General features: G+C 64.7%; 20 protein-coding genes. 5 read left to right on the top strand and 15 right to left on the bottom strand.

Features of this window, described 5'->3' with window-relative positions:
- Positions 1-14 precede the first annotated feature (14 nt).
- From BG57_RS17535 to BG57_RS17515, 5 genes are read left to right on the top strand one after another with little or no spacing between them, the layout of a single operon-like run.
- A complete protein-coding gene (locus BG57_RS17535; protein ID WP_035966615.1) occupies positions 15-3,230 on the top strand; it encodes an efflux RND transporter permease subunit in 3,216 nt (1,071 codons plus the stop codon).
- A 1-nt stretch (position 3,231) separates the two neighbouring features.
- Complete coding sequence (locus BG57_RS17530; protein ID WP_035966614.1) at positions 3,232-4,719, top strand: efflux transporter outer membrane subunit; 1,488 nt, start codon at positions 3,232-3,234, stop codon at positions 4,717-4,719.
- Positions 4,716-6,002 carry a paraquat-inducible protein A gene (locus BG57_RS17525; protein WP_035966610.1) on the top strand — a complete coding sequence of 429 codons (1,287 nt, stop codon included), beginning with the start codon at positions 4,716-4,718 and terminating at the stop codon, positions 6,000-6,002. The genes BG57_RS17530 and BG57_RS17525 overlap by 4 nt, the downstream gene beginning before the upstream one ends.
- Complete coding sequence (locus BG57_RS17520) at positions 5,999-7,600, top strand: PqiB family protein (RefSeq protein ID WP_035966601.1); 1,602 nt, start codon at positions 5,999-6,001, stop codon at positions 7,598-7,600. The genes BG57_RS17525 and BG57_RS17520 overlap by 4 nt, the downstream gene beginning before the upstream one ends.
- A complete protein-coding gene (locus BG57_RS17515; protein WP_035966599.1) occupies positions 7,600-8,178 on the top strand; it encodes a PqiC family protein in 579 nt (192 codons plus the stop codon). Before BG57_RS17520 ends, BG57_RS17515 begins: the two co-directional genes overlap by 1 nt.
- A 132-nt stretch (positions 8,179-8,310) precedes the next feature.
- On the opposite strand, the gene BG57_RS17510 is transcribed toward BG57_RS17515, so the two are convergent.
- From BG57_RS17510 to BG57_RS17445, 15 genes are all read right to left on the bottom strand, one after another.
- The gene (locus BG57_RS17510) at positions 8,311-9,276 is read right to left on the bottom strand and encodes a hypothetical protein (protein WP_229753916.1); all 966 of its coding nucleotides are present in this window, start codon (positions 9,274-9,276) and stop codon (positions 8,311-8,313) included.
- A 59-nt stretch (positions 9,277-9,335) separates the two neighbouring features.
- Entirely contained in the window at positions 9,336-10,118 is a 783-nt protein-coding gene (gene fabI, locus BG57_RS17505) for an enoyl-ACP reductase FabI (RefSeq protein WP_035966595.1), read from the bottom strand.
- Entirely contained in the window at positions 10,115-11,308 is a 1,194-nt protein-coding gene (locus BG57_RS17500; protein WP_035966593.1) for an acetate/propionate family kinase, read from the bottom strand. The genes fabI and BG57_RS17500 overlap by 4 nt, the downstream gene beginning before the upstream one ends.
- Before the next feature lie 4 nt (positions 11,309-11,312).
- The gene (locus BG57_RS17495; RefSeq protein WP_035966592.1) at positions 11,313-12,251 is read right to left on the bottom strand and encodes a phosphate acetyltransferase; all 939 of its coding nucleotides are present in this window, start codon (positions 12,249-12,251) and stop codon (positions 11,313-11,315) included.
- Between the two features lie 10 nt (positions 12,252-12,261).
- The gene (locus BG57_RS17490; protein WP_035966589.1) at positions 12,262-14,577 is read right to left on the bottom strand and encodes a DUF3141 domain-containing protein; all 2,316 of its coding nucleotides are present in this window, start codon (positions 14,575-14,577) and stop codon (positions 12,262-12,264) included.
- 177 nt (positions 14,578-14,754) lie between these two features.
- Positions 14,755-15,558, bottom strand: a complete 804-nt coding sequence (ppk2, locus tag BG57_RS17485; RefSeq protein ID WP_035966697.1) for a polyphosphate kinase 2 — start codon at positions 15,556-15,558, stop codon at positions 14,755-14,757.
- 18 nt (positions 15,559-15,576) lie between these two features.
- Positions 15,577-15,834, bottom strand: coding sequence for an RNA recognition motif domain-containing protein (locus tag BG57_RS17480; RefSeq protein ID WP_035966586.1), 258 nt, complete (start codon positions 15,832-15,834; stop codon positions 15,577-15,579).
- A gap of 133 nt (positions 15,835-15,967) precedes the next feature.
- Entirely contained in the window at positions 15,968-16,186 is a 219-nt protein-coding gene (locus BG57_RS17475; protein WP_229753915.1) for a DUF2964 family protein, read from the bottom strand.
- Positions 16,183-16,686 carry a membrane protein gene (locus tag BG57_RS17470; protein WP_035966584.1) on the bottom strand — a complete coding sequence of 168 codons (504 nt, stop codon included), beginning with the start codon at positions 16,684-16,686 and terminating at the stop codon, positions 16,183-16,185. The genes BG57_RS17475 and BG57_RS17470 overlap by 4 nt, the downstream gene beginning before the upstream one ends.
- On the bottom strand, positions 16,683-17,270 hold the full coding sequence (locus BG57_RS17465; protein ID WP_035966693.1) for a hypothetical protein: 588 nt from the start codon (positions 17,268-17,270) through the stop codon (positions 16,683-16,685). Before BG57_RS17465 ends, BG57_RS17470 begins: the two co-directional genes overlap by 4 nt.
- Positions 17,271-17,308: 38 nt before the next feature.
- Complete coding sequence (locus tag BG57_RS17460; RefSeq protein ID WP_035966582.1) at positions 17,309-17,782, bottom strand: glycine zipper domain-containing protein; 474 nt, start codon at positions 17,780-17,782, stop codon at positions 17,309-17,311.
- An 18-nt stretch (positions 17,783-17,800) separates the two neighbouring features.
- Positions 17,801-17,917, bottom strand: coding sequence for a DUF2950 family protein (locus BG57_RS34150; RefSeq protein WP_268238015.1), 117 nt, complete (start codon positions 17,915-17,917; stop codon positions 17,801-17,803).
- A complete protein-coding gene (locus BG57_RS34145; protein WP_268238014.1) occupies positions 17,898-18,044 on the bottom strand; it encodes a DUF2950 family protein in 147 nt (48 codons plus the stop codon). Before BG57_RS34145 ends, BG57_RS34150 begins: the two co-directional genes overlap by 20 nt.
- Positions 18,045-18,354: 310 nt before the next feature.
- Entirely contained in the window at positions 18,355-19,350 is a 996-nt protein-coding gene (locus BG57_RS17450; RefSeq protein ID WP_035966576.1) for a 2-hydroxyacid dehydrogenase, read from the bottom strand.
- A gap of 37 nt (positions 19,351-19,387) precedes the next feature.
- Positions 19,388-20,977, bottom strand: a complete 1,590-nt coding sequence (locus BG57_RS17445) for an aspartate:alanine exchanger family transporter (protein WP_035966575.1) — start codon at positions 20,975-20,977, stop codon at positions 19,388-19,390.
- Between the last annotated feature and the right edge of the window lie 73 nt (positions 20,978-21,050).

Genomic DNA, 21,050 nt, shown 5'->3' with positions numbered 1-21,050 from the left:
AGCGGAAAAGGCCAATGAACATCTCACATTTCTGCATCGATCGCCCGATTTTTGCCTCGGTCATATCCATCATCATCACGCTCGGCGGCGCGCTGACGATGCTCGCGCTGCCGACCGCGCAATATCCCGACATCACGCCGCCGCAAATCACCATCTCCGCAACGTATCCGGGGGCGAGCGCGGACGTCGTCGCGAACAACGTGGCCGCGCCGATCGAGCAGCAGGTCAACGGCGCGGACAACATGATCTACATGAGCTCGTCGAGTTCATCGACGGGCAACCTGACGATCAACGCGTACTTCGAAATCGGCACGAACCCGGAACTCGCACAAGTGGACGTGCAGAACCGCGTGAACCTCGCGTTGCCGCAACTGCCGCAATCGGTGACGGCGCAAGGCGTGCAGGTGCAGAAGAAGTCGCAGGCCTTCATGATGGTCGTCGCGATCTATTCGCCCGACGAACGCTACGACGCCACCTACATCGCCAACTACGCGAACGTCTATGTGCTCGATGCGCTGAAGCGCATCCCGGGCGCGAATCAGTCGAGCATCTTCGGCACGCCGGACTACGCGATGCGCATCTGGCTCAAGCCCGACCGCATGGCCCAGCTCGGCATCACCGCCGCCGATATTCAACGCGCGGTCGCCAATCAGAATCAGCAGTTCGCGGTCGGCCGTCTCGGGCAATCGCCGACGGGCGCGCCGGTCGAGCAGTCGTTCGCGGTCACGACGACCGGCCGTCTCACCGAGCCTGCCGAATTCGAGAACATCATCATTCGCGCGGAATCGGGTGGCGCGGCGATCGTGCGGCTGAAGGACGTCGGGCGCGCGGAACTGGGGCAGAAGGATTACTCGATCCGCAGCCGCTTTCAGGGCAAGTCGGCGACGGTGCTCGCGGTGTATCAGCAGCCGGGCGCGAACGCGCTCGACGTATCGAAGCAGGTGCGCGCGCGTCTTGCGGAGATGAAGAAGACGTTCCCCGAAGGCATCGACTACCAGATCGCGATGGACACGACCGAGTTCACCCGCGCGTCGATCAGCGATGTCGTGCACACGTTCTTCGAAGCCGTGGTGCTGGTGGTGATCGTCGTGTTCGTGTTCCTGCAAAGCCTGCGCGCGACGCTGATTCCGGTGCTTGCAGTGCCGGTCTCCATCGTCGGCACGTTCATGGGCATGCAGGCGCTCGGCTTCTCGATCAACATGCTGACGCTGTTCGGCATGGTGCTCGCCATCGGCATCGTCGTTGACGATGCGATCGTCGTGATCGAAAACGTCGAGCGCAACATGACGGTCAACAAACTTGACCCGAAGACCGCCGCGAAGAAGGCGATGGACGAAGTGGCCGGGCCGGTCGTGGCGATCGTGCTCGTGCTGTGCGCGGTGTTCGTGCCGGTGGCGTTTCTCGGCGGCATTACAGGGCAGATGTACAAGCAGTTCGCCATCACCATTGCGATATCGGTGGTGATATCGGGCATCGTCGCGCTGACGCTGTCGCCCGCGCTGGCCGCGCTGCTGCTGAAGCCCGGCCATCACGAGAAGAAAGGCTTCTTCCGCTGGTTCGATAACCAGTTCCTGCGGATGACGCACGGTTATACGCGCGTCGTGCGGCTCATCATCCGGCGCTTCGTGATCGCGCTGCTGCTCTTCGTGGGCATGATCGCGCTCGCCGTCGTGATGATGAAGGACATTCCCACTGCGTTCCTGCCGCCCGAAGATCAGGGCTATCTGCTCGGCGCGGTCATCATGCCCGACGCCGCATCGCTCGATCGCACGGGCGCGGTGTCCGACCGCGTGACCGAATACTTCATGAAGCAGCCGGCGGTCGGCAGCATCGCGACGGTCGATGGCTTCAGCCTGCTCGACAGCCAGAACAAGAACAACGCATCGACGTTCTTCGTCGGCCTGAAGAGCTTCGACGACCGCTACAAGTCGGCGAACATCCGCACGCAAAACGCACGCGCCGTGCTCGTCGACGCATACAAGACGCTGTCGCAGATCAATCAGGGCATCGTGGTGCCGCTGAATCCGCCGTCGATCCCGGGTCTCGGCACGACGGGCGGCACCGAAGTGTGGATACAGAGCAAGGGCGATACGACCATCGCGCAGTTCGCGGGTGTCGTGCAGGATTTCGTGCTCAAGGCGAAGTCGCGGCCGGAGCTGACCGGCGTCACATCGACCTTCAACGCGTCGTCGCAGCAACTGCTCGCCGACGTCGACCGCGACAAGGCCGAGACGCTCGGCGTGCCCGTCGAAGACGTCTATAGCGCGATGCAGACGATGTTCGGCTCGCTCTATGTCTCGCAGTTCAACCGGTCGAGCCGGCTGTGGCAGGTGATTCTCCAGGCGGAGCCTTCATATCGGCTGAAACCCGGCGACCTCACGCAGATTTTCGTGAAGAGCAAGACCGGCAGCATGGTGCCGCTCAAGTCCGTGGTCACCACGCGCTACGTGACCGGGCCGGATCTCATCACGCGCTTCAACAACTTCCCGGCGGTGAAGATTACCGCGAACGCCGCACCGGGCTATTCGTCGGGTCAGGTGATTCAGGCGCTGGAGGAAGTCGGCGCGGGGCTGTCTTCCGACTACGGCATCGCGTGGAGCGGCGAGGCATACGAGGCGAAGCAGTCGGGCGGCACCTCGGGCCTCGTCTTCGTGTTCGGGCTCATCATGGTGTTCCTGATACTCGCCGCGCAATACGAGAAGTGGAGCCTGCCGCTCGGCGTGCTGATGGCCGTGCCGTTCGCGATCTTCGGCGCGCTGCTCGCGATTCTCTTGCGCGGGCTCAATAACGACGTGTACTTCCAGATCGGCCTCACGATGCTCGTCGCGCTGGCCGCGAAGAACGCGATCCTGATCTTCGAGTTCGCCGTGCTGAACGTGGAGGCCGGCAAGTCCGTGTTCGACGCTGCGATGTCTGCCGCCGAAGAGCGCCTGCGTCCGATCGTGATGACATCGCTCGCGTTCATCCTCGGCTGCGTGCCGCTCGCGATCGCGACGGGCGCATCGGCGAACAGCCGGCATTCGATCGGCACCGGCGTGATCGGCGGGATGCTCGGCGCGACGGCCATCGCCGTGTTCTTCATTCCGATGTTCTTCTGGGGACTCGAAACGATGTCCACGCGCAGGAAGAAGAAGGCCGCACAGGTGCCCGCGCCGACGCCGACCGATACCCACACACCCGGCGGAAGCGGCCCGAATGCGACGCCGTCGGCTCCGGACAAGGGGCACTGAGATGCAGCCCGACCGGTTTTTTCGCACACTGTCGGGCGTGATCGCCGCCGTATCGCTCGGCGGCTGCCTGCTCGGACCGAACTATTCGCGCCAGCCGGTGGAGACGCCCGCGACGTATCGCTTCGCCGCCACCGATGTCGCGGATACCGCCAACACCGAATGGTGGAAGCAGTTTCAGGACCCCGTTCTGGACGAACTGATTGCAACCGCGCTCGCCAACAACAAGGACGTGAAGATCGCGGCGGCGCGCGTCGAACAGTTCATGGGGCAGTTCGTCACGACGCGCTCCGCGCTGTTTCCGCAGATCGGCGCGGGCGCGACGGCGGCGCGGCAACGCTCGCCGCTCGGCGCGCTCCAGCAATTGCCGGGCGGCGTCGGACCGGTCTATAACAGCTTCGAGTTGTCGGTGTCGGCCGCGTGGGAACTCGATCTGTTCGGGCGCACCCGCCGCCTGACGGAAGCGGCGCGCGCCAATCTGCTGTCGAGCGAAGAAGGCAGGCGCGCGACGATTCTCTCGCTGGTCGCGTCGGTGGCGTCGTCGTATCTGAACCTGCGCAGTCTCGACAAGCAACTCGAGATCGCCAAGGCGACGACAGAGAGCCGCGCCGAATCCGTGCACGTGTTCACGCTGCGCTTCGAAGGCGGCGAAGTCTCGCAGATGGAACTCGCGCAGAGCCAGTCCGAATACGAAGCCTCGCTCGCGACGATTCCCCAGCTCGAAACGCAAATCGCGCAGCAGGAAGACGCGCTCTCGGTCCTGCTCGGCAGCAATCCCGGGCCGATCGTGCGCGGCTTGCAACTCGGCGCACTCGCGACGCCCGTGATACCGGCAGGCTTGCCGTCGGACCTGCTCGAACGGCGGCCCGATCTCTTGCAGGCGGAACAGGATCTGGTCGCGGCGAATGCGCTGATCGGCGCGGCGCGTGCGCTCTACTTCCCCCAAATCTCGCTGACGGGTCTGCTCGGCACCGCGAGCACGCAATTCTCGTCGCTGTTCACCGGGCCGGCGCGCTTGTGGTCGTTCGCGGGTCAGGTCACGCAGCCGATCTTCACGGCTGGCAACATATCGGGCCAGGTGCAGACGGCGGAAGCGCAGCAACGCGCGGCGCTGCTCACGTATCAGAAGGCGATACAGGTGGCGTTTCAGGAAGTCGACGACGCGCTCATCCAGTCGCAGAAGCTCCACGAACAACTCGAAGTGCAGGGCCGTCAGGTGACGGCGCTTTCGACCTACGCGAGGCTCGCGCGGGCGCGCTACGAAGGCGGCTATACGAGCTACATCGAAGTGCTGGACGCCGAGCGCAGCCTCTTCAACGCGCAGCTTTCGGAGACGCAGACGCATGCGGCGGCGCTGGCATCGTTCGTCACGCTGTACAAGGCGATGGGCGGCGGCTGGGTCGTCACCGCCGACCAGATGACCACGCAGACGGCGACGACGCCCACCGACGGAGCGAAGCCGGCTGCACCCGCGGCCCCGACAGTGCAATGAACACGGCAACCTCCACGGCGGAGCAGGATCGCGAGCTCACCGCATGCCCCGAATGCGACCTGCTTCAGTTCGAGCATCCGGTGCCGCCCGGCGGCGCGCTGCGTTGCTGCCGATGCCGCGCCGTGCTCTACCGGCGGCGCCAACGCGGTTTCGACCGCGCCCTTGCCTGCGCGATCGCGGCCTGCGTGCTGTGGCTGATCTCGAATGCGTTTCCGATCGTCGGGTTGTCGGTCAATGGCGATCTCGTCGAGACGACGCTCTTCGGCGCGGTCCGCGTGCTGTATCGCGACGGCATGTGGCCGCTTGCGGGACTGATCTTCGTCACGACAATACTGATGCCCGCCGCGCACGCGCTCGGCATGGTCTGGCTGCTGTTGCCGCTGCACGTGCACCGGCGGCCGTATCGTGCGGACGCGGCGTTCCGGCTCTTGCGCATCGCGCGCGAGTGGGGCATGACCGAAGTGCTGATGCTCGGCCTGCTCGTCGCGGTGGTGAAGCTCGCGCATATCGCATCGGTGGTGACGGGGCCGGCGCTGTGGTCGCTCGCCGCGCTGATGCTGCTGCTCGTCGCAGCGGCGTCGGCGTTCGACGAGCGCGCGATGTGGCGCGGCGTCGACAGCGCATCGCTTGCAACGCCGGAAAGTCCGACGCTGAAAGGACGCACCGCATCGTCGAGCGGCATATGCGTCTGTCACGACTGCGGACTCGCCACGCGCGGCGTGCTCCGGCATGAACATACGTGCTGCCCGCGATGCGGCGCGCGGCTGCATCTGCGCAAGCCGGCGAGCCTCTCGCGGACGTGGGCGTATCTGATCGCGGCGGCGGTGCTCTACATACCCGCGAACCTGCTGCCGGTGATGAACACCAGTTCGCTTTTCGGTGCGCAGAAGGACACGATCATGAGCGGCGTCGCGTATCTGTGGACGTCGGGGTCCTGGCCGCTCGCGATCATCGTATTCATTGCGAGCATCGCCGTGCCGATGCTCAAGATTCTCGCGATCGGCTATCTCGCCGCGAGCGTCAATCTGCGCATGACGCAGTACACGGCGCAACGCGCCCGCATCTACCGCATCGTCGAGATGGTCGGACGCTGGTCGATGCTCGATATCTACGTGATCGCCGTGCTCGTCGCGCTCGTGCAGTTCAGCGCGATGGCGACGATCGAAGCCGGGCCGGCCGCGATTGCATTCGGCGCGGTCGTCGTGCTGACCATGCTCGCCGCGATGTCCTTCGATCCGCGCCTGATCTGGGACACGAGCGATGCGAAGGAGACGCCGCGATGAGTTCCCCCGGCGACCTTCCCGATGCCGAACTCGTACCGAAGAAGCGCTGGCGCATCCCGTGGATATGGGTCGTGCCGGCGCTCGCGGTGCTGATCGGCATCTGGCTCGCGGTGCAGACCGTGCTGCAAAAAGGCCCGGTCGTGACCATCACGTTCAAGACCGGCGAAGGACTCGAAGCCGGCAAGACCAAGATCAAGTTCAAGGACGTGGACATCGGCATCGTCAAATCGGTGGCGCTTTCCAAGGACTACACGCGCGTCGTCGCGACGGCCGAGCTGACGCGCGATGCCGCGAACATGCTCGTCGACGATACGCGCTTCTGGGTCGTGCGTCCCCGCGTCGCGGGCGGCTCGGTGTCCGGCATCAGCACGCTGTTGTCGGGCGCGTATATCGGCATGGATATCGGGCGTCACAAGAACGTGCAGCGCGACTACGTGGGGCTGGAGACGCCGCCCGTTTTCGCGAGCGACGTGCCGGGGCGGCGGTTCGTCCTTCGCTCGCCGGATCTCGGTTCCATCGATGTCGGCGCGCCGGTCTATTTCCGCCGGCTGCAAGTGGGCCAGGTGACATCGTTCGAGCTCGACAAGGACGGCAGCGGCGTCACGCTGAACGTTTTCATCAATTCGCCCTACGACCGCTACGTCAACGCCGATTCGCGCTTCTGGCAGGCGAGCGGCCTCGATGTCACGCTCAGCACGGAGGGCCTCAAGGTCAACACGCAGTCGCTCGTCTCGATGCTGATCGGCGGTCTCGCGTTCGAGACGCCCGCCGTGTCGCTGAGCTGGGCGCAGGCTCCGGCCGATACGAGCTTCACGCTGTTCCAGACGCGTTCGGAAGCGCTGCGTGTGCAGGAACGCATCGTCGAGCATTACGTGTTCAACTTCACGGGCTCCGTGCGCGGCCTCTCAATCGGCGCGCCGGTGGAATTCCGGGGCATTCCCATCGGCGAGGTATCGGCGATCAATACCCGATTCGATCCGGCGACGGGGCGGATCAGCATTCCTGTCGAAGTGAAGCTGTATCCGGAGCGTTTCACGTCCCGCTTCGCGTCAGGCCCGAAGGGCGGCCGCATGGTGAGCGACCCGAAGGCGCTCGCGGATATGCTCGTCGCGCACGGCTTGCGCGCGCAGTTGCGCACCGGCAGCCTGCTGACCGGGCAGCTGTACGTCGCGCTCGAATTTTTCCCGACCGCGAAGAAGGCGACCGTCGACTGGAGCCGCACGCCGCCCGAACTGCCGACGACACCGAGCGGACTCGATTCGCTGCAGGATTCGATCAACCGCATCATGACGCGCATCGACAAGCTGCCGATCGAGCAGCTTACCGCCAGCGCCCAGCAGACGCTCGACAACACGAGCCGGCTGATGCAGAACCTCAACACCGAGGTCGTGCCGCAAGCGGCGACGACGCTGATGGCCGCGCGCGCCGCGCTCGACGCCGCGCATTCGACCCTGCTGCCAGGCTCCGGCTTGCAGCAGGACACGACGGAAGCGATTCGGGAATTGACGCGCACGGCGGCGTCCTTCCGCAGCCTGGCGGATTATCTGCAGGAGCATCCCGAAGCGTTGCTGCGCGGAAAACCGGAGGACAAGAAGTGATGCGCCTTGCGTGGGTGTCCCTTTCGATCATCGCCATGCTGGCGGCATGCGCGTCGCCGCGCGCGAGTTTCTATCGGCTGAGCACGGACGACACGCTGACGGCGACGGCTGTGCAAGCGCCGGCGCGGCCCGTCATCGTGGGTCCGGTGACGGTGCCCGATCTGGTGGATCGCCCGCAGATCGTGACGCGCAACACGGACAACGAAGTGGCGCTCAATGAGTTTGCGCGCTGGGGCGAGCCGCTGAAGAGCAGTATCGCGGATGCGATCGCCGGCGATCTGACGGTCCTGCTCGGCTCGGACCGGGTGGCGGTGGCGTCGCGTGCGATACCCGAGACGCAGGCGCTGCGGGTGCGTGTGGATATTCAGCAATTCGAATCGATTCCGGGCGATGCGGTGATGATCGACGCGCGCTGGAGCGTGCGCGGCAATATGGACGATGCCGGCGCGACGGGGCGATCGCTCGTGCGGGAAGCGGTGACGGGGCCGGATTTCGATGCGCTCGTGGCGGCGCATAGCCGCGCGTTGGGAAGGGTTAGCCGGGATATTGCGGGGGCGGTGGGGGGTGGGGGGCGTTGAGGGGGTCGCTATGCTGTTGCGAATTCTTCGATTGGCGGTTGCGATTGAAGACCAACGACTTGTCTCTCGCCGTACCAATGCGGTACGCGTGCTGTCCTTATCCGAATTGGGCCCCTGACCACAAGCGCCGCCTCACAACACCCACCGCGCGGCATCATCGAGCGCGGTTCCAGCGGGCGGTAAGTCCCGCCGCGCGATCCGCACGATCTCGACCGCACGCGTTTCCGGCGGCTGCATCGGCAGATACGCAAGCTCGAGCGTCACATCGGCGGCAGGCTCGTCGCTGCCCTCGTCCACGATCAGGTTCATCTGATTCACACGCAACGCGCGCTGCGTCACGCGGATCAACGTCGACGGCTCCTCGAACACGCCGATGATCGCTTCCAACTGCTGCTCGACCGCTTCGGCGCGCGAGCCGAGCGCGGCGATCGCGGCTTCGTTATCGGCGATATCGCGCTGAAGCCGCGCGACGTCCGTCGACGCATCGGCGGATGCAGACGGCGCGCCGCTCAGCCCCGACATCCCCGCGCCGCGCCGCCCGAGCATCTCCAAGCGTGCCGACAGCAGCGCCCGTGCTTCCTGTAGCGCCTCGCGCTGCGCCTCCCGTGCGCCAACGCGCGACATGCCTGCGAGCGCAAGCTGTTCGACCACCCGCAGCACGATCTCATGCCTGAGCGCGGCGTCGGTTTCGTCGCAGATGCGAATGCGTTTTTCGTCGAAACTCACCGCGACGCGCGGCACTTCCGAGCGCAGCACGCCGCCTTCGTGAGCCACCGCCAGCACGCGTCGCTCGACAAAGCGGCTGCTCAGCACCGCATAGGCGTGCTCCGCGACGTAATGACCATCGAACCAGCCGCGCAACTCATGCGACTGCCCGATGGTTCGCGTGATGTCGTCCGCCGTCGCGAACATCGTCCGCAGATGCGGATCGTCGGCCCATGCGGCGGGGGTGGCGTCGCGCGGGGCGGGCAAGGCATCGACGAGTTCGCGCGCATAACGCAGCGCCCCGCCGATGACTGGCGCGAGCCGCGCATCGTAGCGATTCGCCAGCCGCACTTGCGGCGCAATCCGCACGACGCGTTCCAGTGCTTCACGCACGTCCGCCTTCGATGCGCGCGCATCATCGTTCGTATTCCCGAATATTCGACGAAGGATGTTCATGCCATGATGTGCACGCCGCCATCGACATACAAGGTCTCTCCCGACACGCGCCGCGCATAGGGCGTCGCGAGAAATGCACACGTGAAGCCGACGTCCATGATGTCGACCAGTTCACCGAGCGGCGCACGCGCGGCGGCCTCGGTCAGCAACAGGTCGAAGTCCTTCAACCCCGATGCGGCGCGCGTCTTCAGCGGACCGGGCGATATCGCATGCACGCGGATGCCCTGCGGACCGAGTTCATACGCCAGATAGCGCGCGCATGCCTCGAGCGCGGCCTTCACCGGACCCATGACGTTGTAGTTCGGAACGACCTTGTTCGCGCCGTGATAGCTCATCGTGAACATCGTGCCGCCGTTCTTCATCAGCGGGGCCGCGAGCCGCGCCATCCTCACGAACGAATGACACGAGATGTCCATTGCTGCCGCGAAGCCTTGCGCCGAGCAGTTCAGCAAGCCGCCCTGGAGATCGTCCTTCGGCGCCCATGCAATCGAATGCACGACAATATCGAGCACGCCCCATTCGCGTTCGATGCGCTCGAAGACCGCATCGAGTTCATCTTGCCGTGACGCATCGAGCGCCATGAACACCGGCGCTTCGAGTTGCTGCGCGAGCGGTTCGACATGGGGCTTCGCCTTGTCGCTGGCATACGTGATAGCCAGCTCCGCGCCCAGTTCGCGAAACGCCTTCGCGCAGCCATACGCGATCGAATGCTCATTGGCGATGCCCGTTACCAGCGCCTTGGCGCCTTTGAGCGGCGGTTGCGGCGCGAGTGGCGTCATGCGGGCGCTCCTTGTGTCAACGCGAGCGTATGGCGCGCGATCATCAGTTCCTCGTTGGTCGGCACGACCCACGCGCTGACCTTGCTCGTTGGCGTGCTGACGCGCGGGCCGCCGCGCGCGTTGGCGGCGTCATCGAGTTCGATGCCCCACCATCGCGCCTCCTCGCACACGCGCCGCCGGATCTCCGCCGAATGCTGGCCGATGCCCGCCGTGAAAACGAGGGCATCGAGGCCGTGCAGCGCGGCGCCCATCGACCCGAGCTCGCGGCAGATGCGGTACACGTAGAGGTCGATGGCGAAGACGGCGCGCGGGTCGTCGGCGGCAAGCAGCGCACGCATGTCGCCCGAGATGCCCGATACGCCGAGCAGCCCCGAACGCCGATACAGCAAGTCTTCGATTTCGCCCGCATCCATGCCCAGTTCATCGAGCAGATAAAGCACGACGCCCGGGTCGAGCGTGCCGCAGCGGGTGCCCATCATGAGACCGTCGACGGCCGTAAAGCCCATCGTGCTCGCAACACTCTTGCCCGCCCGCAGCGCGCACAGGCTCGCCCCGTTGCCCAAATGCGCGACCACGGTACGCCCCGTCGCCGCTTCCGGCGCGATATCCGGCAGCACGCTCGCAATGTACTCATACGACAGGCCGTGAAAGCCGTAGCGCCGCACTCCCTTCTTCGTCACCGACTCCGGCAGCGCGAAGGCCTGCGCAAGCGGCGGTTGCGTAGTGTGGAACGCGGTGTCGAAACAGGCGACTTGCGGCATCGACGGCATGCGCTCGGCGATGATTCGCATCGGCCTCAGATTGTGCGGCTGATGCAGCGGCGCGAGCGGCGTGAGCGTTTCGAGTTGGTCGAGGATGGCGGCGGTGGCGAGCACCGGCTGCGTGAAATGCGCGCCGCCATGCACCACGCGATGCCCCACCGCGACAAGACGATGCCCGCTGCCCTGCCCGCGCAGAAAGTCAGCGATATGCGTGATGGCTTCGGCGTGCGAAAGCTGTACGCCTTCGCCCCACGCGTGTTCGCCGGCCGGCTGGCCGTGCGCATCGAACGCGGTAAAGCGCGGCGAACTGAAGAGCCCTTCGGCCTGCCCGTGTATCACGAGTGCGAGACCGCCGGAGCCGCCGGCATCGAACGCGCAGAATTTCAGGCTCGACGAACCCGCGTTCAGAACGAGAATAAGGTCGGCCATCGCATTACCCCAGCAGTTGCGCTTCCTCGGTGCGCTTGGCGGCGACGAGCGACGCCACGGCGCACGACGCCAGCCGCGATTGCAGCGAGTCGGCCCGGCTCGTGAGGATGATCGGCACACGCGCGCCGAGCACGATGCCCGCCGCATCCGCGCCCGCGAGAAACGACAGGCTCTTCGCGAGCATGTTGCCGGCTTCGAGATCGGGAACGAGCAGCACGTTCGCACGCCCCGCGACCGGCGAATCGATCTTCTTGGCACGCGCGGCTTCGGGGTCGATCGCGTTGTCGAGCGCAAGCGGGCCGTCGACGAGCGCGCCCGTGATCTGATGCCGGTCCACCATCTTGCAGAGCGCGGCAGCTTCGAGCGTCGATGGCACCTTCGGGTTCACCGTCTCCATCGCGGAGAGAATCGCCACGCGCACTTCGGGCATGCGCAGCGCGTGGCCCAGATCGATCGCGTTTTGCAGGATATCGACCTTGTCGGCGAGCGTGGGCGCGATGTTGATTGCCGCATCGGTGATGAGCAGCACGTTCTCGTGGCCCGGGACGTCCATCAAAAAGCAATGGCTCACGCGCCGCGCGGTGCGCAGTCCGCCTTCGCGCGCGACGACGGCGGCCATCAGTTCGTCGGTGTGCAGACTGCCTTTCATCAACGCTTCGGCCTTCGCTTCGCGCACCAGCTCGACCGCCAGCTTCGCGGCTGCGTGGCTGTGCGGGGCATCGACGATAGGAAAGCCGGCGATCTTCAGGCCATGCTCCCCGGCCACTTCGTGGATGCGTTCGCGCGGCCCGACAAGATAAGGCTTGATCAGCCCCATTGCGGCCGCTTCGACCGCGCTTTCCAGCGATGTGCGGTCACACGGATGCGCGATCGCGGTCGCGAGCGGCGGCAGCGTCTTGCAGATTTCGATGAGCCGCTGGTACTTCTCGTGCGTATTCTCCATATCATCTCCTTCAATGCGCCTGCGCCGATCCCTTCGCCTGCCTCGGCTGCTTCGCCGGCTTCGCGGCTTGCACGGGCAGCACCGCACGGATGCGCGCGAGCATCTCGCGCTGTCCGGCGGTCGGCTCCACACTTTGCACGCGGCTATCGGCGAGCAGCGTATCGATAAACGTCAGCAGCTTCTTCCGATCATCAGTATCGCGAAGCAACTCCGGCAGTGCCGCGAGCGCCTGCTCGGGCTCCAGCCGCACGACGATCTCCTGCTCGCCGCGCAGCCTCCGCCATGCGTCGGGCGGCATCTGCGGCACGTATTGCGCGTACTCTCGCGTGAGTTCCTGCCGCAGCAGCATGCGTGCGAACGGAATCGGCTGGTCATGCTGCACTAGCAAACACGCGACACGCGCGAGCGCCTCCGGATAGCCGCCACGCGCGATGCCCGCCAGCGCTTCCTGCACGAACGGCAGATCGCGCGGATCGGCCGGTTCGTGCCTGGCCGCCCGGCCATCGGCGGTTTGCGTGTGATGCGTCGAGAACATGTTTCCGTAGATGGAAAAGAAGAGGCTCTCGGTGGCGGCATCGCGCATCGCGCGATAGAAGTCGAGGCCCGCGCTCAGCATGTCCGATCCGAAATGCTCGGCTGCATGCCATGCGCCCGGCGCGGCATCGGGCTTGCGCGCGGCTTTCACCGCATCGGCTGCGGGGCCGAGCCACGCGAGCCACGGATTCATATCGGACACCATCCAGCGTTGCGCGCGCAGCGGATGAAACTGCCGCAGCCAGGTCGCGGTCACATCGTTCGAGATCGCCTGCACGAACGGCTGCGCGAAAAGTTCGTAGGCGCGCTGGTTGAAGTCCGATACCTGCTGAACCGCCTTGAACGGCAACTCGTCGACGCGTTCGAAGCGATTGAATCGCGCGACGACTTCCTCCAGCCGATGCTCGCGGAACGAGACGTCGTATTCGGTTGCGCCGTCCGCCGTCTTTCGCTCGGCGATCTCCATGCCGTACAGCCCCGGCGGAAATGATTCGATCGCCTCCAGCACAGATGCAATCTGCGTGTATTCCTTCTTCGCGACTTTGCCGCTCACGAAGATGCCGAGGTGCCCGATATCCTGATGCATGAGCCCGACGATCACCTGTCCGCGGGACTTGATTTCCTCGGTGCTGCCGTAGACATCGGCGACCCAGTTGAACGCCTGTTGCGGCGGCGTGATGTTGTCGCCGAGCGAGGCGAAAAGAACGATCGGCGACTTGATCGCGCGAAGATCGAACGACACGCCTTCCATGCCGCGCACTTCGCCCGACCACAGCTTGTTGCCGACGAAGAGATTGCGCGTGATCCATTCGATCTCGTCGCGGTTCATCAGGTAGTAGGCGCCCCACCATCGTTCGAAGTCGAGGAAGCGCGGCGGCTCGCTGTCGATGTTCGCATAGAGGTGGTAGTACTTGTCCCACAGGCTGTTCGCCGGGTTGAGCGCTTCAAAGTTCTGCACCAGATGCGCGCCGTCGAACTTGCCGTTGCCGAGGTCCGCCGTGAACGACGCGAGCCACGTGCCGCCCAGCATGCCGCCGGAATAGCGCATCGGGTTGTCGCCTTCGCCTTCGCTCCATGCGCCGCTCCAGTACGACATCGGCGCACCGTTGATGACGAGCGGGCCTGTTTCGTCCGGCTCGGAACTGGCGAGCATCATCGCGGCCCAGCCGCCCTGGCAGTTGCCGACGATCGCGGGCTTGCGGCTCTCGGGATGCAGCGCGCGCACGTGCTTCACGAAGCGCTGTTCGGCGGCGCAGACATCGAGCAGCGTCTGGCCCGGCTGCGGATCGCGAAAGAACGTGACGAAGTAGACCGGATGACCCGCACGCAATGCGACGCCCACTTGCGAGTCGTCCTTGAAGCCGCCGATGCCCGGACCATGCCCCGCGCGAGGATCGATGATGAGGTAAGGCCGCTTCTTGTCGTCGATCACGACGCCTTGCGGCGGCACGATACGCAGCAACGCATAGTTCACCGGCCGCGAAAAGCCGCGACCGTCGAGAAGCATTTCGTACTCGAAATGCAGCACCGGTTCGGAGCCGCGCTTCGCCTGCTCGACGAACTGATTGCCGCGCCGGCGCAACGTATCCCAGAAGAGAATCGAACGCTGAAACACGTCGACCGCATCTTCGTAGCCGTTCGAACTGGCGCGGCCGTTGTCGAGCAGACGCTTGCCCGCCGCGCGGAAGCGCTCATCGTATTGCTGCTGCGCGGTTTGCGCGCGCTTCTGAAACACCCGTGTGACTTTGCCCGCGATGTCCTGACTGCGGGCGAGCTGATCTGCATACGTCATGGCGCGGTCTCCGCGACGAGAGCTTGAGAGGGAAACGCTTACAACAGAGACGGGGGCTGCTCTCGTGGATGATTCGATTCGTTCAGCCCAACTGATCGATGGCGCGACATGGCATTGATACCATCGACCAAGCCCGCGCGCAACGTGGCTTCCATCGGCAGATGAAGCGGACCGCGCCTAGTAGCGCTCGGGCACGTACCGCAAAGGACGATCGCTCTCGCGGTAGCCCTCGGGCTTCTGCCGCTTCGGCAGCTTCACCTTCTCGCGCGGAACGTCGGTATAGGGGATGTTCGTCAGCATGTGGCTGATCATGTTGAGCCGCGCCCGCCGCTTGTCGTCCGAGCGCACGACGTACCACGGCGCGTGCTCGGTGTCGGTTGCGGCAAACATCTCGTCGCGTGCGCGCGAGTAGTCGTACCAGCGGCTATAGGAGCGCAGGTCCATCGGCGAGAGCTTCCAGATCTTGCGCTCGTCGCGAATGCGCGCCTCCAGGCGGCGCGTCTGTTCCTCCTGACCCACTTCGAGCCAGTACTTCAGCAAGATCACACCCGAATCGATGATCGCGCGCTCGACGAGCGGCACGCCGCGCAAGAAGGTTTCCGCCTGTTCCTGCGTGCAGAAGCCCATCACGCGCTCGACGCCCGCGCGGTTGTACCAGCTCCGGTCGAAGAGCGTGATCTCGCCTGCTGCGGGCAGATGCGGCAGATACCGCTGAACGTACATCTGCGTCTTCTCGCGTTCGGTCGGCGCAGGGAGCGCCACCACGCGAAAGATGCGCGGGCTCACGCGCTCGGTGATCGCCTTGATGGTGCCGCCCTTGCCCGCGCCGTCGCGTCCCTCGAACACGACGCAGATTTTCGCGCCGGCATGCACGACCCATTGCTGCACCTTCACGAGTTCCACGTGCAGGCGCGCCAGTTCCTTTTCATAAGTCTTGGCGCTCAAACGCTCATGCTCCGCGACGGCCTCGTTCACGTTCATTGCGTTCTCCCGCGTCATTCAATGCTCGTGACGCTCCGGCATGACCTGCACCACGAGCTTGCGATCCTTCCAGAGCATGTTGTGCAGGCGCGGCTGGAAGCGGCGCAGCACATGCGGCTCGACCGAGTCGAAGGTCACCACCGCCGCCGGACGTTCGCCGGTGCCCGGCACGCGTTTGATGGAATCGAAAGAAGGGAATCCGTATTTACAGAGGAACTCGCGGATCTCGTCATCCGTCGTGTCCTCGTCGATATTGCCTAGCCAGAGATCGCCCATTGCGACACCCTCCATCGCCTGGCGGGGCTATCCCGCCGCTTCGGTCAGCATCCGATTCGTTCGCCCGCCCCGCGTTGCAGCTTTTATAGCGTAGTACACATTCGGCCCGATCATCACGATTACGCGCATATTTCTACTTGCGTTGCGCGAGCGGATTCAGCGCGGCCACGAAGATGACGATGCCGATTGCGAGCGCCAGCATCCCATAACGGAATTCGGGCCGTATGTCATAGATGAGGCCGTGGATGGTTCCGCAAAGCCCGCCCAGCCAGATGAACACACCAATGGCCGCGATCACCATCCGAAGCTCGGTTCGTTGCATCGATGCCTCCATGACGTGCGTGGTGCTCATAACACGTTCCGCTGGCTCGGATCGTAGCGGGGATCGGGCTGCTTCTGCGTCTGCCGGAGCACGCCCTGCGGGTCGAAATAAAAATGGAACAGCAGATGGTCGATGTTGTTCTCGACATACCGGTACGACCACACTTCGCGATCCATCCGCTTGAAATACGACGTCTCGAACGGGCGGCCGAAATGCGTCAGCACGTCGTCGCGCGTCCACTTGCCGATTTCCGCGCGATAAAACTCGTTGTCCTGAAGCACTTGCCGCACACTCAGGACTTTGCCCGATGCGTCGACATCGACGGCCGTGGTGGTCGAACCCATCGGCTGCGTCGGCCACATCAGGCGCTTGCCGCCGCCGGGCAGATCGTAGCTTTCCTTCGGCGGGCCGAGACGCGCGACGATCGCCTGCTGATCCATGCCGGCATCGACGCGCGCCTCCTGCTGCGCACAACCGGCGAATGCCAGCACGGCGCATGCGATTGCAACGCCCCTTGCGTTGCATTTCATTGGGTCTTCGCCGGCTCGACGGAAATGGCCAGCGCCTCTGTAAAGACCGCCTTCACCTGATTGCCCTTCTTGAGCTGCTTCAGGCGATCGGGGTCCTCGACGAGCAGATTCACCGTCTCGCCGCGCGGCCCGCGCAGCGTCACCGTTTTGGAATTGCGATCGACCGCGATCACGTCGGCGATGATCGTCACCTCGCGGCCGATCTCGCCGCCCGGCTTCGCGCCCTTCGGCGCACGCGCTTCGATATCCTTCTCGGTGCGCGAGAGCGCGGTCTTCGCATCGACAAGGCTCAGCGTCAGCGATTCGCGATACTGCGTGGTGACGATGTCGCCAATCTTGAGCTGGTCGAAGTTGCGCGCTTCCGGCGTCACTTCGAGTTCCAGCACCTTGCCCGCCTTCGTCTTGAGCGTGACCGTGCGCGTGGCCGGGTCGATGCCGACGATCGTTGCCGTCACTGTCGCGACGCCCTGCACCGATGCGCTATCCGGTCCTCTCACGATGCTCATGTCCGTTTCGGGTTCGGCGGACAGGACGCTTGCGGAAACCGCAAGGCACGACAGCAAAAGCAGGCTCATGCGCTTCATCATCTCCCTCCTTTGAAAACGCTCGTGACGGTTCGACGTTACTGGATCGAGTAGCCGCGCCCTTGCATGCACGCCGACCACGCGCGGTAATAGGTGGACATCGCGCCCTGACTCTGCGCCTGTGCATTGGCCTGCTGTTCGCGCCGGTTCTGCCGCGCGCGCGCACCGCCCGCCATCGTGCCGGCTGTTGCGCCGATGGCCGCGCCCTTGCCCGCATCGCCCGCGATGGCGCCGATCACCGCGCCGCCCGCAGCGCCCCGCGCCGCACCGCCGACGCGCTCGCCGCCGCCGACAGCCGGTCCGCTTTGCGGCGGCGGCGCCGTCGATGCGGTCGCCGGATCGATGCCCGTGTTGCTTTTGGCCCAGCTATAGCAGGCGCCGTCGTCCGCCTGCTGCTTTTGCGCGCTCTGCCCTTTCGACGGATAAGCGATCGGCTTGCCTTGCGCCATGACGTCGAGCGTCAGGGCGGCGATCACGATGGCACAGCTTGCTCGCAATGTCTTTGCGTTCATGTGGCAACTCCTTCCAAGTCATGGGTCCTGCACGCGCGTCCACGATGCATCCGGATCGAATTCCGTCAGCGGCGGCGCAGATGCGCCCCGGTTCTTCTGATACACCACCCCGTTGTTATTGACAATGAAAGTCATCACGCCGCTTTCGCCGTATTGCGCCGCATTGCGCCGGATTTGCGGCCATCGCAAAGCCGGCCAGCATGCGGCCATTGATGAGATAGCTGAATGCGCCGCCCGGGGCGTTCTTTCCCTGTTTCGTCAGGATTCGGAAGTGATATCCGTGATAAGCGTCGCCGGCTTTTCGATCCTTGAAATAGTGCGAGCTGGCGGCGATGAGCGCGAACCAGGCGGTGAAAACGCCGGCATCGCGCTATCGGGCCGCTTGCTTGAGCGTCTTCGAATACCCTTCTCGCCGCGGCCTTCTTGTCCTGTCTATTTCTGGCCGCCGCTTGCGATCTGCCCGCACTGAGCGATTAAGCGCCTCATGCGACGAGTCGATTCATCGCGCGCTCTCATGCACTTTGAAGATATGCAAACGCCGTTGCCTTTTCAAGCGTCGCCGCATCGGGTTGTCAGCTCGCTTTTACTTCGTTCTCCAAGGGTTCGTTCTTTTCGAAGGCCGTCACGCTTTGCAGCGTCGTCTCGCAGATGGTCGTCAGCGCTTCGCGCGTCAGATACGCCTGATGCCCCGTCACGATCACATTCGGAAACGACACGAGACGCTGCATCACATCGTCCTGAATGATCTCGTTCGACAGGTCGCGGAAGAAAAGACTGCTTTCCTGCTCGTACACGTCGATGGCGAGCCCGCCCAACTGGCCGCTCTTCAGCGCCTCGATGACGGCTTCGGTGTCGATCAGCGCGCCACGGCTCGTGTTGATGAGCAGCGCGCCGGGCTTCGAACGCCTGAGCATGTCCGCGTTGATGATGTGATGCGTCTCGGGCGTCAAGGGGCAATGCAATGAAACGATGTCCGCTTTCGAGCCGATCTCGCCGGGCTTCGCATAGCGCCCGCCCAGCGCCTCGAATTCCGCTGAATGATACGGGTCGTAGCCGATCACGTCGCAGCCGAAGCCGATCATGATCTGCGCGAACACGCAGCCGATCTTGCCGGTGCCGACCACCGCCACCGTCTTGCCGAACAGATCGAAGCCGATGAGACCATCGAGCGAGAAGTTTGAATCGCGCGTGCGGTTGTAGGCGCGATGCACCTTGCGGTTGATCGCGAGCAGCAACGCCACGGCGAACTCCGCGACCGAATTCGGCGAGTACGTGACCACGCGCACCACCTTGATGCCGAGCCGCGCCGCCGCCTCGAGATCCACGTTGTTGAAGCCGGTGCAGCGCAGCGCGAGCAGCCGCGTGCCGCCACGGTGCAGCGCTTCGAGCGTCGGCGCGTCGGCCTTGTCGTTGACAAAGATGCAGACCGCGCCGAAGCCGGCGGCGAGCCCGACGGTGTCGGGACCGAGTTGAACGTCGAGGTAGCGCAACTTGTGGTGCCCGGCCTTGTTCGCCTCGTCGAGAAACTTGCGCTCGTAAGGGGTCGAACTGAAAATCGCGACTTCCATGATGCCCTCCCTAAGAGATGTGGCCGACGCCTGGCGGCTAGCCGCTTGCGAGCGATATGGCGATCTGCACGAACAGCACTTTGACGATGGTCATCGACGGGAAAATCATCGCGTACATGATGTCGGGCTGTTCCGTCGGCGCGATGCGATTGGCGAACGCAAGGATGGCCGGATTTCCCGTCGCGCCGCAGATCACGCCCACGGTCGTATCGAACGGCAGCTTGAATATCCACAGGCAGCACGCAGCCGTGACGCCCACGAGCACGATCAGCGTGATCGCACCGTAGAGCAGCAGCAGCGGACCGGCGGTACCGACCGTCGCGATGAACTTCGGCCCGCACGAGATGCCGACCTGCGCGAGAAAGATCGTGAGCCCGAGATTGCGCAGCACGAGATTCGCGGAAAGCGGCATGACCCACACGAACGGGCCGTTGCGCCGCAGCTTGCCGAGGCACAGCGCGAGCAGAAGCAGCGCCGCGAGCCCCAGACTGAATGCGCCGAGGCCCGGCACGGGCAGCGGCAGCGCGCCGATCAGCAGGCCCGCCGCCGCGCCGATGCCCAGGCAGACGAAGCTGAGATCCGCCGTGCTCTTGATCGAATCGCCGAAGAAAGCGCGAATGGTCGCCTGATGCGCGCGATTGACGAGCAGGCCGACGCGATCGCCCGCTTCGATGACGAGATCGGGCGTCGACAGCAGATCGGCGTCGCCGCGCCGCACGTGAGCGACCGCGCACTTCACGCCATCGGGAAAGCGGAGATTGCCGAGCGTCATGCCAACGACCGCCGGATTCGATGCGAACACGCGCATATAGTCGAGGTCCTCGCGACGGCTCGTCAGCCGCCCCGGCTGCAATTCGCCGCATAGCGCGGTGGCCTGTTCGAGCAGGCCGCGATCGGTGCCGGTGACGAGCAGCACATCGTCGGAACGGAGGATGAAGTCGTCGGCCGGCAACTGGTTGTGATGCTCGCGCCGCACCGCCGCGATCGACACGCCGGCAGGCAGGCGCGTCGTGAGTTCGGCCAGCGTGAGGCCGAAGAAGCTCTCGTTTCTCAACGCGATCTCCGCCGTTTCGAGCAGTTTCGCGGGCGGCTTCTCGATCTTCACTTTCAGCAGGACGTTCAGCGCGTACAGCAGCAGAATCGGACCGGCGACGCCGAACGGATACGCGACGCTATACGCGACTGCGGGATCGTTGCTTTTCATCGATGCAATCGCAACTTGCAGGCTGGCCGTGCTGGTGCCGCTGCCGGCGAACATGCCGAGCGCATCGGCGAGCCGGATACCGAGCGGAATGAACGCGCACGATACGAGGCCCGCGATGATCACGCCGACGCACGCTGCGGCGTTCGCTTTGGCGCCCTCGCGGCTCGTGAGACCCTTGAAGAATTGCGCGCCGTATTGAATGCCGATGCCATACAGGAACAACAGCAGCCCGAGCGTGCCGAGCAAGGCCGGAGGCGCGGACTTCGGCGCGAACGCGCCCACGGCGAGCCCGACGAACAGCACTGCACCGGAGCCGAGCGCGACGCCCTTGATGTTGATCTCCCCAATCAGATAGCCGAGCGCGATGGTCAAAAACAGCGCGAACAACGACTGATTCTCGAGAAACGTTCTGACTGCGTCCATGCGGCCTCCTGTCGATACGCAGCGTCGCACCGTCGCCATACCTAGGACATTAAAGACGTTCGGCCGGGCGCAG

This window comes from Caballeronia grimmiae, from assembly GCF_000698555.1.
GTDB lineage: Bacteria > Pseudomonadota > Gammaproteobacteria > Burkholderiales > Burkholderiaceae > Caballeronia > Caballeronia grimmiae.
The sequence above is the reverse complement of the archived record's forward strand: the minus strand, read 5'-3'. Positions and strand labels throughout refer to the sequence as shown.